The 13,356-nt window shown below is 42.5% G+C and carries 13 protein-coding genes and 1 tRNA gene; 4 read left to right on the top strand and 10 right to left on the bottom strand.

The features are described from left to right. The 5 genes from W293_RS0105355 to W293_RS0105335 all read right to left on the bottom strand — a co-directional run. A partial coding sequence (locus tag W293_RS0105355; protein ID WP_025651464.1) for a hypothetical protein occupies nucleotides 1-719 on the bottom strand: 719 nt, incomplete at its 3' end. Between the two features lie 107 nt (nucleotides 720-826). Then, nucleotides 827-1,924 carry a YqaJ viral recombinase family protein gene (locus W293_RS0105350; RefSeq protein ID WP_025651463.1) on the bottom strand — a complete coding sequence of 366 codons (1,098 nt, stop codon included), beginning with the start codon at nucleotides 1,922-1,924 and terminating at the stop codon, nucleotides 827-829. A gap of 109 nt (nucleotides 1,925-2,033) precedes the next feature. Beyond that, nucleotides 2,034-3,026, bottom strand: a complete 993-nt coding sequence (locus W293_RS0105345) for a DUF932 domain-containing protein (protein ID WP_025651462.1) — start codon at nucleotides 3,024-3,026, stop codon at nucleotides 2,034-2,036. Nucleotides 3,027-3,076: 50 nt separating this feature from the next. Continuing rightward, complete coding sequence (locus W293_RS0105340; RefSeq protein ID WP_025651461.1) at nucleotides 3,077-3,367, bottom strand: hypothetical protein; 291 nt, start codon at nucleotides 3,365-3,367, stop codon at nucleotides 3,077-3,079. Between the two features lie 142 nt (nucleotides 3,368-3,509). Beyond that, on the bottom strand, nucleotides 3,510-4,301 hold the full coding sequence (locus W293_RS0105335; protein ID WP_227502350.1) for an inovirus-type Gp2 protein: 792 nt from the start codon (nucleotides 4,299-4,301) through the stop codon (nucleotides 3,510-3,512). 822 nt (nucleotides 4,302-5,123) lie between these two features. Here W293_RS0105335 and W293_RS0105330 point away from each other — a divergent pair. Further along, the gene (locus W293_RS0105330) at nucleotides 5,124-6,377 is read left to right on the top strand and encodes a hypothetical protein (RefSeq protein WP_025651458.1); all 1,254 of its coding nucleotides are present in this window, start codon (nucleotides 5,124-5,126) and stop codon (nucleotides 6,375-6,377) included. Between the two features lie 7 nt (nucleotides 6,378-6,384). Here the strand turns inward: W293_RS0105330 and W293_RS0105325 are convergent, their stop codons facing one another. After that, the gene (locus W293_RS0105325; RefSeq protein WP_025651456.1) at nucleotides 6,385-7,749 is read right to left on the bottom strand and encodes a tyrosine-type recombinase/integrase; all 1,365 of its coding nucleotides are present in this window, start codon (nucleotides 7,747-7,749) and stop codon (nucleotides 6,385-6,387) included. 283 nt (nucleotides 7,750-8,032) lie between these two features. Further along, nucleotides 8,033-8,123, bottom strand: a tRNA-Ser gene (locus W293_RS0105320). Nucleotides 8,124-8,372: 249 nt separating this feature from the next. Here W293_RS0105320 and W293_RS16125 point away from each other — a divergent pair. The 3 genes from W293_RS16125 (at nucleotide 8,373) to W293_RS0105305 (ending at nucleotide 10,191) form a co-directional block, all read left to right on the top strand. After that, on the top strand, nucleotides 8,373-9,209 hold the full coding sequence (locus W293_RS16125) for a DNA/RNA non-specific endonuclease (protein ID WP_227502404.1): 837 nt from the start codon (nucleotides 8,373-8,375) through the stop codon (nucleotides 9,207-9,209). A gap of 74 nt (nucleotides 9,210-9,283) precedes the next feature. Beyond that, nucleotides 9,284-9,547, top strand: coding sequence for a hypothetical protein (locus tag W293_RS0105310; RefSeq protein WP_025651455.1), 264 nt, complete (start codon nucleotides 9,284-9,286; stop codon nucleotides 9,545-9,547). Nucleotides 9,548-9,807: 260 nt separating this feature from the next. Continuing rightward, nucleotides 9,808-10,191: a DUF2147 domain-containing protein gene (locus tag W293_RS0105305; RefSeq protein ID WP_025651454.1), complete on the top strand. Its 384-nt coding sequence runs from the start codon at nucleotides 9,808-9,810 to the stop codon at nucleotides 10,189-10,191. Nucleotides 10,192-10,340: 149 nt separating this feature from the next. Here W293_RS0105305 and W293_RS0105300 read toward each other — a convergent pair whose 3' ends face one another. The 3 genes from W293_RS0105300 to W293_RS0105290 form a co-directional block, all read right to left on the bottom strand. After that, entirely contained in the window at nucleotides 10,341-11,603 is a 1,263-nt protein-coding gene (locus W293_RS0105300) for an ammonium transporter (RefSeq protein ID WP_025651453.1), read from the bottom strand. A gap of 77 nt (nucleotides 11,604-11,680) precedes the next feature. Beyond that, a complete protein-coding gene (locus W293_RS0105295; protein WP_010197981.1) occupies nucleotides 11,681-12,019 on the bottom strand; it encodes a P-II family nitrogen regulator in 339 nt (112 codons plus the stop codon). 399 nt (nucleotides 12,020-12,418) lie between these two features. Beyond that, on the bottom strand, nucleotides 12,419-13,273 hold the full coding sequence (locus tag W293_RS0105290) for a universal stress protein (RefSeq protein ID WP_025651452.1): 855 nt from the start codon (nucleotides 13,271-13,273) through the stop codon (nucleotides 12,419-12,421). Nucleotides 13,274-13,356 lie beyond the last annotated feature (83 nt).

The following is a 13,356-nucleotide window of genomic DNA, read 5'->3' as shown; positions in this document are numbered from 1 at the left end:
GCAGCCTGTTCTAGCGCTGCTTGATCAAATCCGTGTTCGCTAAGCTCCGCATCAATTGCCTGTGCATCTTGCACTGCTTGCTTTAGTGTCACCCCATCACGTAGTGTTAAATCAACAAAGTAAATCGGCGTACGATAGCTTTGCGTGGTGCTTTTACCTCTTAGCGTTAATTGCAGGGGCAAACACGACAGCTTATTGCCTGACACCGCAGCAAAGTAGCTCAGCCGTGCGGCAAGCGTGCGAATACTATTAAAGCCTGTGGTGCGAAAGATAAACGTACCTAACTCATCATCTTCACTGAGATTAACGTACAAGCGACCATATGGCTTACAAGCACCGCCTTGCGCTAATGGACAACGATCAGGTGATGCGCAAGGCAATGTTTCCACACCATTACTTGTACGACGTTGACATTGCTCACCGTCACCCACGCATAGTGGGCGACCTGTTTGTCTATCGAACAGCGTGTACTCTGCTCGCAGGTTTAGCGTCGGATCGTTAAACAACATGCGTACCGGTATGTGTCTCAGCTTACCGTTACTGTGCTCGCGTAGCTTTTCATCTAGTGGATGATTGATCCAGCCATCCTTGTTCTGCACTTGACTGGTAATGGTGAATTGATCGTCTTTAGCAGGCAAACGCTTGCCGTCCTTTTGAATGACACGTCCGATGCTGATACGACCTAAAACTGGTGGGGTAATCGTGAGACCTTTAATCATGATGATAGTCCTTATAGGTTTAATAAAATGTGTTTAGCCATAAAAAAGCCCACCGATTAGGGTGGGCAGTTATGCGCTTGTTTTGGTTAAGTGTAGTAGGTTTCGACTTAGTCGTTTAAGATGACGAAGCGGCGACTACCTTGCTTGGTTTTACTAAATTTAGCTAATAGCTCAGGATGCGCTTTAATGACCGCTTTGCTATCCAAGCCGATACTATCTTTCGAGCGCTTCCAAGAAATAGCGCCCATCGAAAATACAGCCACCTCATTATGGGCAATCAGTGTTTGCAGCTGATGTTTAACTTGATCATGGCGCTGCTCTAGCTCTTGCATATAGTCACGGTAGCTCAGCAATTGCTCAAACAACTTGTTGGCACCATCATCATCTCGCAAATCAACCTTGCTTGAGGGCTTAGGCGTTGGATAAAGCAGCTTTAAGGCTTTGGCAGCTGACTCGCTATGATCAGGGGTTGGCGGCGTGTCTGTCTCAACATACTGCCAGAACTGACGCTCATGCTCCATGATGGACTCAATCAAGCGCTCATCCCGCTCAACCTTGTATATCTTAGCCTCGTGTCCACAAAGCAGCACGCAGATATGCGCCGCAGTTTTACCAGTGACCGCCAGCTGATGCTGCACTTGGCAGGTGACGTATAACGGCACGCCATGCTTCCAGAGCTTAGCACCATGTTCACCAGCAGTTTTGCATTCTAAAATCTGTACCTCATCACTACCAGTAATGGCATAATCTAAATTTGCTAGCATGAATGGCTGCTCAGGATGCTGCAAGATAGCGTTCACGCGGCGTACCTTATTCCCGGTATGCGCTTGGTAATATTTAGCGACCATCGGCTCTAAGGTATTACCCCAATAGAGTGGTGAATATCCTTCAATGCTCTCATCGATGTCGGAGCTCATGCGTCCTGTTTTAATCATCCATAACTCAAGCATCGATAAATACGGATGAATACCACAAGCGGCAGCGGCATCAGAGCTGCCAATGCCTTGTCTGCGTACCTGTAGCCAGTCCTCACGGCTTAAATCTTTAGTATTAATCAAACGCTTAGCAGTCGTTGAAGTATTAGATTGGTTAGGTTTATCAGCGGTAACGCTTTGCTTGGCTTTCACTACTGCTGGTTTAAGCCTAACGGTTGCACGCTTGGCTTGTCTTGGCTGAGTCGTGCTGTTTAGTGCGATCATGTTCATAACGAACTCCTTTGATAAATGGATTATGGGTATTAAATGAAATAAGCGGCATAAAAAACCACGCTCGAAGGCGTGGTTGATTGTATTGTTAGATTTTAAATGTGGCTGGTTAGGCCAGCATCAGTAGCGATTCCTCTAAACCCTTTTGTTTAAGCTTAGCGCCAGAGCCAAACCAAGCACCGTCTAATCGATGGTCTCTCGACATTGCTCTGCGTTCGTGATCGACGTATTCAGTGATACTGCATAGCAAGCCGTAAGCGGTGTCTTTAGCGGCATCAAGATCGGCTCCGCGACCTTGACCGTTAAACATGTTCATCACCTGATTCATCGCCTTGGCATTGGGCACCGCGTCTTTCTCTTTCTTAGCGCTGTTGAACAGAATGATGTCATTGTCCTGATCATTGAACACACGGCTAAGATAATTGGCGGCTTCTGCTTGAGTGACACGGCGCTCTGATAATTGCTTCATTTCATAGCTGTGCTCATCCCATTGCTTCACCGACACGCCTAGTTGCTGCTTGACCTTATCCGCATCAAACGAGGTGGAATGCGGAACTTTAACGACGCCTCCTGAACCATTCGCTAAGCTAATAGAAAGCGTGTTATTACAGACCACACGGATTGATGTGAACTGTGCTGTGGTCGCTAGCGTGCCATCACAAGCGGTTGCAAGAAGCAAGTAGCCATTACTGACATCTTTACCCTTAAGCGTTGCTGACTGCCCTGTACGAGCCAATGCCCATAGCTTACGGCCGCCCTTTAAGACGCCTGCGGTCTCTAATTCAAAATCAGACTGTTCCGTAAGATCACGATAGAACTCTAGAATCTCACGAGGTTGTACTTCTTGATAGCGCTGGCTAACGACTGATAATGGCTCAAAGTTATCAGAGCGGTACAACACCTTTTGCTCAGCAAAGGGCAGAATCAAATTGTGTCCTTTATCATTATTCGCCATGTAGCTCACGTCTGAGGATTCTATACGCCAGTCCATACCCGCTTGCTTTGCCCAGACTTCGATAGGCTGCTTGGGAGCCAGCTCATTACCTAAGCCATGCCAAGGGGTTTCGCCAACGTATGCCATTGATTCGATTAAATGTGCCATTATGATTTTTCCTTTTAGTTTTGATTAGAATTATGGGTTATATGGATAGGTTAAATGCTGAAAGTTCTTGAGCAGGTATTGCAGGTATAACTGGGCTTTGCTGCCAAAACGAGTAAGGGTGGCTGTTGTAGTTTGTCTTTAGCCAAGCTAATAGCAGAAGCCAGTGCCGTTCCTACCACCACACCGATTGCTGAATTGATTTTGTAGTACCTACAGATGCTTACACCAAGACCTGATAGGGCAGATTGTGAACACAGTTGCTCAAAGATATTAAAGGGACTGTCAGTATCCGTATTGCTTTTTACGTTCGCTGAATGACAGTGTGGGCAGATCGGTCTCATAAAGGACTCCTTTTTAGATTGCGCATAAAAAAGGCCTGCGATTAAGCAGACCTTTAATTAGGATAGTTTGGGGTTAAACAGTCAGGAGAGCGATGCTTCCTGACTGATCTCATAGGAATACTATATATCTAAAAATATTTTGTTATTCAGGCAAGCCTCTACGTTTTTTTGTACGATAAATACCATGACCAAAGGTACGCATGTTTGGTAACCAAAGTTTAAGTTGCTGCTCATTCTTGCTTGGCTTCGTTAGGTATAGAGCTGAAGCTAGAGCATTTTCAACTTCAATAGGATTATTTTGATGTATCATGCCGATACCTAGTTTGTCATGTTGCTTATACTGCTGCTTACGTTCTTTATCATGGTAGCTATAATATTCGCCTAGACCAGCGGTTACCTCCTTCCATTTCTCACCCACCTCTTTAGCAATATACCAATCATTCTGTCGCTCTGAACCATCATACATAAGCAGTAAATGACAGTGCAGCCCACCTTCTTCCCCACCTTGCTCAATAGCCCAAGCATTGCCTTGCAAATGCTCAAAGCAACTCTTTGGCTTGCAGTTTTTTGCTTTACCGATAAGCTCTCGAAACTTGCTCATGTGATAATTGAAGTCTTCAATGGTCACATGGTGGCTGGTTTCTTTTGCGTATTTTAGGTCGATACGTATAAAGAGCAGTCTTGAATAATGCCCGATTAGATTATTAATATAGCACCCTAGTTTATTTTTATTTTGAGATTCTTGGTAAATGAACGCATTACGTTCATTTTCAATATCATTTTTATAGCATGGCAGCATGTCGATAAAACGCTGAGTTTTATCATGATCCCAAATCACGTTTTCTGGATAGGTATCACCAACGATCGCTTGAGTGCTACTAAAAAATGATAAGACTGGCCGTGAGTAAAATAGCTCACTATCGAAGTGAGTCATGAACGGATAATAAAATCCGTTCAGTTTATTTAAGACCTCATTAAAACAGATAGTGTTCGCTAGTATATCTGTAACAAGACTATGGACGTTTGCAGCAGCTAGCGGTTGGTTTAGGTGTGAGTAAGACATTATGGTATTCCTATGAAGTTAGTTTCATAGGGTGGGAACAGTTCGTATTTTTATAATGATGGTCGCTGAGAGTTGAAGCTCTCAGCTTTAGGATAATCGGTTACTGTATTATTAATAATATACATAACCCACTAAGGATGAGCTGCCGGAAAGCAGCTTTCTGTAGGCGAGTTCTAGAAATCATTGTGACAGGTAGCGGTGGATTATAGGGTTTTAAGGGTAGATGGTTGAAGTGGAGTTAGCTGAATGACACTACCAACTAGTCTGAACAATTTTCCGCTATAATATTTTAGAAACAGGTGGAGATCACAAATTTTTAAAGCTATCTACTCTGACTTAGAACTAGGTTTGATAAGCATATTTTCGCTATTAAACTACCACTTCCGATTAAAGCTGCTCATTATTATCTCTAGCAAATCCTAACTCAATAGTTGCTTGGCTTCGTCTACGCCAGTTTAGTATAGACTCGCGACATCCATCGCTGTAGCTAACCAGCCCGTCGTTTAATACGTAATAAAAATATAGACTCTTATTGTAAGCTAGTATATATTATCTATAGATAAATTATAGCGCCTAATAACAAGGCCTGTGTGGATTTATTGCTATAAATAAACTATAAAAAAAACAGTATAAAACCTTGTAAAAACTAGGTTTTATATTGTGTTTTTCTATAATATTTTATGAGGAAATGACATGGTGGATGGACAATTAACTAGGCTTCCTGACAACCAGAACTATCCATTTGATCAAGCATCAATGATTTACAGTCAATCGCAATTTTTGAAATTAATGACAGATGATTACATCAAAGAGATAAAATCTGGTAGGAGAGATATTGAAGATTTCTATAAGGAGCTGCAAAAACTGAGTTCAGCGGATGCAAGATCTCTACTATATATAGATAACCATTTATTAGGTAAAAGTCGGGAAAATATAACTTACGATGATGATGACTATAAAAAATTACTGATTACTCAGCTTAAAAGTTGTCCTGGTTCTATGGATAGATATAACTTTTTGGTAAATTATAAAGCCAAAAATGTCTTACCAGATAGCTATCTTGACTGGTTTAAAAACGATCTGCGATGCTCACTTTTTTTAATGAGCTTGATTCAGAGTGCAGTTAGTGACTATGCTTACAAAGGTAAAAAAGAGTTGATTACTGGAATATCGAATTTACTACGCTATCATATATCAATTCTAAACTGCACTTCATATAACCTCGATTACAAAGATGAAATACTTAGAGATGGTGACTGGAAGACGGCATTTTTGCTGTCAATTAAATCAACATACTTAAAGGGTCGTACTGAGAACAAAGAACTGAAATGGCTTGATGCTTCTAACCATGAACAGATCGAGTGGGCGTGTGATTATCTTGAGAAAAATAAATATACTATTCTCAAAGGTGTGTTCTTTCCTGAGACCATTGAGGAAAAATATGAGCTTATATTAGCCAGTTTAGATAGGCTTTCTAATATTGAAAGTGACGATATTGGAACTGAAAAGAATAAGGGTTACTCTCCCCGAAGCTATGCTTTATTTAGTATTAAGAAGGCATGGGATGGGCAAAAGCAAAATGATTCCAAGAGCAAAACAAGCAATGGAATCATAAAAATATATAAGAAAAATCAAGCCAAGTTAGACGAGCTCGCAAAGAAAAATAATATCACAGTAAATAAACTGATAAATAAATACATTGAAGACGCTTATAAGGAAGTGTTGTCTCCAAACGACCAAAGTGAGAAGCAAGTTTTTGAGTACACTGAAGAACATAAAGCCGATGAAAAGAATATGAGTATATCGTCAAAAGAGGAAGTACCATCTGATTCAAATTCAATTAAGCCGCCAATGGAAATTACATCTCCTATAGATAAGAAAAAAAAGCACCATAATGTAAATGTTAAGCCTCATAGAAACAAAGTCTTTGAGAAGCCAACTCGCTGATTAAAGTTTAATTTTTATTGGACAATGATAATTGTATCTCTTCATTGCTTAAACCCTTATCTAGTAAGGCTTGTATCAGAGCGTCGCTGTCTATATCTAACAGTGATGCTTTTTTATGTTCATTTAGCGACTGTTCAATCTGCTGACGAGCTGTTTGAAAGTCTACTACCTTACCTTTGTCTCGGAGCAGGTCTAAAAAGTCCGCCCAGACCTGCATGATCTTACGCCGTTCTTCTAAGTGCTGCGCGTGGTTATAAACCGCGCGAATGCTGCTTTTTTTATCATGCGCCATCTGCTTTTCGATCGCATCGCCCATATAGCCAAGCTCGTTTAGGTTGGTAGAGGCGATGTGACGAAAGCCGTGACCTGTCTGTTTGCCTGCGTAACCCAAGATATCGAGCGCATTATTGATAAACTCTTCACTATACGGCTGATGCATACCCGTGTGGTAAAACACATATTCATATTTCCCTGTAATTGCTTTCATCTCTTCTAATACTGCCAGCATTTGATCTGATAGCGGTACGACATGCTTACGCGCAATTTTAAGGTTATCAATATCAACACGCCATAAGCGATTGGCAAAATCGATATGACTCCACTTCATCATACGCAGCTCGATGGTACGACAGAATGAATATGCTAAGAATTTCATACCTAATCGGGTTTGGTCGTGACCATGATAGCCTTCGATAGCTTGGAGTAGGGCAGGCAGCTCATTGATATCTACATGCTTCATGTGCTGACTTTTGGCTTTAGGATAGAGTGCTTTTAGATCATCGATTGGGTTTTGGTCGATGATGCGTTCGCGTTTGGCACGTCTTAAAACATTAGCAACCAGATCAATAGTGCGTCTAGTCACCTCACGTGGCGGCTCACCTTTTGTGTTCACACGCGTTTCGATCTCATCTGCCATCGATCGACAATCCTCAAAGCTTACATCTTTTAGTGCAATGCCTTCGAAATGAGACAATACGTCTTTATGCATCCGGTTATAGTCTTGCTGATAGGTACGCGGCTTAACGTTGCGCTTGCGCTCAGCGAGCCAGCCTAAGGCGTAGTCATTAAATTTCTGTGCGTGGATGTTAGCAAGCTTGTCTTGACGCTTTTTATTTTTTGGGTCGATACCATCAGCGAGCAGCGCTTTAATCTCAGTATTGGCTTGTCTAGCCTCAGACAGCGACATGATGGGGTAAGTACCGAGTGTGAGGCGTGTCTGCTTACTATCAAAGCGATAGGCGCTTATCCATGTCTTTGTGCCAGTGTTGCGTACTAATAGCTGTAAGCCTTGCTGATCACTGTATTTGTCAGGACATGAAGGTGTGCATTTCTCACTGGGTTTGAGCTTGCGTATCTTACTATCGCTTAACATGTTGGTCTATTCCCTATGGCTACAAGCTATATGAATCAAGAGATACAACAAAAACGTTGGTCTAAAGCTGAATCATAAAGCTTAAATGTTGGTCTTTTTGAGGTCTAATGAAATAATAGACCAACAGATAGACCAACACAAGCTATGGGATAGGTAGGTTATTCTCGGATAGATTGGGAAAACAGCAGACATAAAAAAAACGCTAGACGCGTTATTTATAAAGGGTTACAAAGGTATATGGGAGTGCTTGGGATAAGGTAGGAAAACTGAGGTTTTATAAGATTGGCGGTGACGGAGAGATTCGAACTCTCGATACGCTATGAACGTATACACACTTTCCAGGCGTGCGGTTTCAGCCACTCACCCACGTCACCGTTTTGATATAGCAGACAGTTTTGCTTGATTATTATTAAAACGAAAAATAATCAGTTGTCCGTACATTTTAGACCGCCTAGTATAGCGGATAGCATTTAAAATGTCACGGTTTACGCCTTATCTTTCTTTATTGTTGGCTGCCTGCTAGGATAGCGCATACGTAATAACAAGCACAGATGGTTGAAAGTTGAATGATAAGTTTTGCTAGGCTTAAATGCAGCCTTAAAAGTAGCGCAATAGTGACAGTAATGGCTGTCGTGGTCGGTATTACTTCAGCGCAGGCCGATGACTTTACCCAGTGTAGCCAATCTTTTTATGGTGGTATTTATCCCGAATTTACCAATACCAAGCTCAGCAATAACACCCAAGCATTATGCATGGACGGTTTTGCCACTATGTATTCGGGCGTTTCGCGTACACCGCTGTGGTCAGCTGAGCATCTGACGCGCAAGCGCTTAAATCAAGCCAAAGAAATCGATCGTGAAGACAGCTTTCATGAAGAGAGTCGACTACCAAAATCCGCACGTGCCTCGCTGTCTGATTATTCAGGCTCTGGCTATGATCGTGGCCATATCGCCCCTAATGCCAATATGGCCACGCGCAGCCAACAGTATGATAGTTTTAGTCTCGCTAATATTGCCCCGCAATCTCCACGCAATAACCGCTATATTTGGCGTAATATAGAGTCGGCGACCCGCTATTTGACCCAGCAATATGGTGAGGTTTATACCGTTACTGGTGTGGCGTTCACGAATAAAAAAACCAAACAGCTTGCTGACCGTGTACTCGTACCCAGTCATTTTTTTAAAGCGGTTTATATTCCCGCAACCAATCAAGCAGGGGTGTACTATGCGCCAAATGATGAATCAGAGCGTATAGAGATTATAAGTATTGACCAATTAACTGCCAAAACAGGCATCGATGTCCTACCAGTGCTCGATTCTCAAACCAAAGCAGAGGCGTTTGATCTGCCACTAAAGGCTGGTGAAAGTTCGGATTTGCCCGATGTATCTGCTGAAGAACCTGCTTGGATGCTATTTGTCTGGGCAATTCTCGAATGGTTAATTGCCCAATTACAGGCATAACTCCTTTAAATGTAACTAAAAGTGTACGCTATTGAAAAATCACGTAAGATGCTGTTAATAGAAAGGAGACTCAAATGATTGAACCATTTGCTAATAATCACCAAAGTATGCAAATCGGTGAGCTAGTCATCGAAAATCAAAAAGATAAAATTATTATCTATGGTGATATTGATTTGACGCCTGATAGCGCTGGATATGAGCAAGCACAACGCTTACACGAGCTGACGACTACGATTCTGCAAGCTTTTGAAAGTAATGTCGAATACAACAATAATGACGGCAAGTCAAAAGAAAAAGATGACCAATTGGACAAAAATATAGACAATCCTTTCTTGTAACTGTTTGATATAGTTCTTTTTTTATAGAAATAATAAACTATAAAAAAATTACTAGGCAAAAGCTTAAAATTGCTTATAATGGGTCAAGACATCGCTTATGTCGTTTAAGTTTTTAATGAACAGCTTATTTACCATTACATTCGACCACTATCAAATAGTAGTTAACTGTAAAGCTCGGAATAAAGATTTTAGCGAAGGATAAGCATAGGAGATCAGAAACATAACGTTTCGAGTAATCATTGTATGAAGGGAGTCAGTCTATGAAATTATTTACAAAAACCACTTTAGCAGTTGCAGGTATCGGTATAGCAAGCATGGCATTCGCCGCTGATCCTTTAGCCAATACCACTTGGCAGACTTATGATGAAGGCAAGCCAAAAGGCACAGTAAAAATCACTGAGTCAAATGGCGTGTTGACAGGTAAGCTCATTGCTACCAACTCAGCCAAAGGTCAAAAACACGTTGGTACAACTATCATCAAAGGCCTCAAAGCTGACGGTGGTGGTAAGTATAGTGGCGGTACGATTACAGATCCTGAAAAAGGTAAAGATTATCGTATGACTGCACAACTGAGTGGCAGTACATTGAAGCTAAAAGGTTATATCGGTCCATTCTCACGAAGTCAAGAATGGAAAAAGAAATAAGCTAGGGTGAATCAAACTAGGTTATTACTTGCTTTATAAAAAGTTAACTTATAAATAGAAAACCCATTTATAAAGCACAAAAAAATCCCGCATTACCGAAAGGTGTTGCGGGATTTTTTATGCTTTAATTTTATGCAAATACTAACTGATTATCTGACGAACTCTGGATATGCTTCCATACCGCATTCAGCGATATCGCCACCTTCATATTCATCTTCTTCCGAGATACGCAGACCCATCACTACTTTAATGATTGACCAAACGATCAGGCTGGCAATAAATACCCAAGCAAAGATAGTAGCTGCACCCGCAACTTGACCAACGAAAGTAGTCGCTGGATTGGTAATAGGAACAATCAGTAGACCGAATAGCCCAACCACGCCGTGCACCGAAATAGCACCGACTGGATCATCAATTTTCATTTTATCTAAAGCAAGAATGGCTAAGACAACGATGACGCCTGCAATTAGACCAAACAGTGTTGCTTGTAGCGCAGAGGGTGTAGAGGGTTCTGCAGTAATGGCAACCAAACCTGCCAATGCACCATTGAGGAGCATGGTCAAGTCAGCCTTGCCAAAGATAAGTCGCGCTACTAATAAGGCACCTATCGCTCCGCCTGCTGCGGCAGCATTGGTATTCAAGAACACCATGGCGACAGAGTTGGCACTGGCGATATCGCCGAGCTTGAGGACAGAACCACCGTTAAAGCCGAACCAGCCCATCCATAAGATAAGGGTTCCAAGTGCTGCTAATGGCAGATTGGCACCAGGAATAGCACGTATTTCACCTTTAGGACCGTATTTGCCTTTACGAGCGCCCAATAGCAAGACACCAGCCAGCGCCGCCGCAGCGCCTGCTAAATGTACGATACCAGAGCCTGCAAAATCAGAAAAGCCTAAATCACCTAAGCTAAATAGACCAAAGACGTCTTTGCCACCCCATGTCCAACTGCCTTCAACAGGGTAGATCACACCTGTCATGACCACCGCGAATAGCAGAAAAGCCCATAGCTTCATACGCTCAGCGACCGCGCCTGAGACGATAGACATACAGGTTGCGACGAATACCACTTGAAAGAAAAAGTCAGAGGCTGCCGAATAGACGGAATCACCGCCAAAGCCATTTTCTGCTGAGGCTGCTAGAGCGTCTGCTACCAAGGTCTCACCGCCTGCAATACCGCTCAAAAACAGATTGCCATCATACATAATGGCATAGCCGCAGATCATATACATAGTACAAGCAGTGGCAAATAGCGCGATATTTTTGGTTAAAATCTCGACCGTGTTTTTTGAGCGCACCAGTCCAGCTTCCAGCATCGTGAAGCCCGCTGCCATCCACATGACCAGCGCCCCACACATTAAAAAGTAAAACGTATCAAGTGCGTACTGGAGCTCAAAGATTTGATTTTGCATGTTAATTCCCCCTTGAATATATGCAATATAGATATCGGTATGTCCTATAAATCTGTGTTTATAGGTGGATCTGCGCGTTAGATAGCGTCAGGACCCGTCTCTCCCGTACGAATACGAATGACTTGCTCAAGAGCGGTCACGAATATTTTACCGTCACCAATTTTGCCGGTGCTAGCGATGCGAGTGATGGCTTCGATAGCAGGTTCAACCATCTCATCGATAACGGCCACTTCAACTTTCACTTTAGGTAAAAAGTCCACCACGTATTCTGCGCCGCGATAGAGCTCAGTATGACCTTTTTGACGACCGAAACCTTTGACTTCGGTGACGGTGACACCTTTGACACCGATGTCAGAAAGCGCTTCACGTACATCATCGAGCTTAAACGGTTTTAAGATCGCAGTGATTAACTTCATAAAAAATTCCTTATATGGGTGATGTCGCAGGTTGATATAGACATTGCGGTGCATCGTATGACTGTCGTGCTTACCTTAAGTCATTCAAGAACTGTGCCAAACCTACTCAAGGGGGTAGGTAGGATTCGGCTGATAGGTTCAAAAGTGGCTTAGATATTGACAATAAATACGGCTTATAGGACAACGATAACGAGCATCATTATCAGCATAAGCAGAGTAGATCAACCTTTAACGTTGCAGTAACGAAAACTTTATTATAACCAACTTTTTAAGCGCTTGGGGAGGCTATCACTTTATTTCATGTGATGATTTGATAAAAGTGTATCGCGAATAAGTAGAGAGTAAAAGTAGGTGGGAGGGGCAGAGACGGATACTCTGCCCGCAAATGGCACGTTGGGGTTATGCTTTAGGGAAGAGTAGGTATGGGGTCTTAGTGCTGCCTAGTAGCTTTTTGGTGTCACTGCCTTTAAGCAGTTCATGCAAACGAGATTGACCAAAAGCACCTGTCATTAGCAGACCAATATTATGCTCATTTTGATAATAATTTAAGGCGGCTGTCACATCACGGCAGTCTAGCAATGCCTTTTTAGACTTAATACCGGCTTGCTTCAGACGGGCATAAGCTTCACGTAGTGCATCGCAGTTTTCTGAGTTGTCTTTACCGACCATGACGATATGAATGGTTAGTGCGCGAACGAGTGGCGTTTTACATAGCCAATTAAGCAGCTTATGAGAAGTGGCTGAGTTGTCGAAAGCAAATAAAGCGGTCGTAGGGGGCAAAAATGGTGCATGAGTCACCAAAATGGGGCAGTGGCTTAAGCGAATAAGCTGACTCAACGTTGCTTTGCAGGTCACATGATGACCAATAACAATCAATTGCGCCTTGTTATCGACATAATCGATACTCTCATTGAGATTTTCGTGGCGATGCAGCGTATAAGTCTTTAGTTTTTGGCGCTGCTGCTCGCAATAGGTAGTGGCTTGATGCAGCAACAGCTTGCCTTGGGCTTTTAGCTCACAGTTACTCAAATGCTCTTTGGTGGTAAATTGATCCAATAAAGCGCTTTCGTCATCGATATTGAGGCAGCCAGAATAATCGACTGCTGCTTTTTGCTGCAAGCTTGGTACTGAATGCAACAGACCGATAGGAGCCTGCAAACGAGGGGCTGCCCACATGCTCGCCTCTAATACGGCTTGTACATGATCCGGACAGTCTAAGCAGGCAATCACGCTATCTGGCTTTAAGTTACTCATAAGGCCACCACATCATCTTATAATTAAAATACCGTCAAGCGGGTCAATGTATTTGTGATGACCCTAACGCTTGAGCTGGTATG

This window comes from Psychrobacter sp. TB67 (assembly GCF_000511065.1).
Classification (GTDB): Bacteria; Pseudomonadota; Gammaproteobacteria; order Pseudomonadales; family Moraxellaceae; genus Psychrobacter; species Psychrobacter okhotskensis.
This window is presented reverse-complemented; position numbering and strand designations above follow the sequence as displayed.

Coding starts and splice junctions, on each gene's coding strand:
- W293_RS0105350 (WP_025651463.1), bottom strand. CDS start 1,924: ATGAACATGATCGCACTAAACAGCACGACTCAGCCAAGACAAGCCAAG.
- W293_RS0105345 (WP_025651462.1), bottom strand. CDS start 3,026: ATGGCACATTTAATCGAATCAATGGCATACGTTGGCGAAACCCCTTGG.
- W293_RS0105340 (WP_025651461.1), bottom strand. CDS start 3,367: ATGAGACCGATCTGCCCACACTGTCATTCAGCGAACGTAAAAAGCAAT.
- W293_RS0105335 (WP_227502350.1), bottom strand. CDS start 4,301: ATGACTCACTTCGATAGTGAGCTATTTTACTCACGGCCAGTCTTATCA.
- W293_RS0105330 (WP_025651458.1), top strand. CDS start 5,124: ATGGTGGATGGACAATTAACTAGGCTTCCTGACAACCAGAACTATCCA.
- W293_RS0105325 (WP_025651456.1), bottom strand. CDS start 7,749: ATGTTAAGCGATAGTAAGATACGCAAGCTCAAACCCAGTGAGAAATGC.
- W293_RS16125 (WP_227502404.1), top strand. CDS start 8,373: ATGGCTGTCGTGGTCGGTATTACTTCAGCGCAGGCCGATGACTTTACC.
- W293_RS0105310 (WP_025651455.1), top strand. CDS start 9,284: ATGATTGAACCATTTGCTAATAATCACCAAAGTATGCAAATCGGTGAG.
- W293_RS0105305 (WP_025651454.1), top strand. CDS start 9,808: ATGAAATTATTTACAAAAACCACTTTAGCAGTTGCAGGTATCGGTATA.
- W293_RS0105300 (WP_025651453.1), bottom strand. CDS start 11,603: ATGCAAAATCAAATCTTTGAGCTCCAGTACGCACTTGATACGTTTTAC.
- W293_RS0105295 (WP_010197981.1), bottom strand. CDS start 12,019: ATGAAGTTAATCACTGCGATCTTAAAACCGTTTAAGCTCGATGATGTA.
- W293_RS0105290 (WP_025651452.1), bottom strand. CDS start 13,273: ATGAGTAACTTAAAGCCAGATAGCGTGATTGCCTGCTTAGACTGTCCG.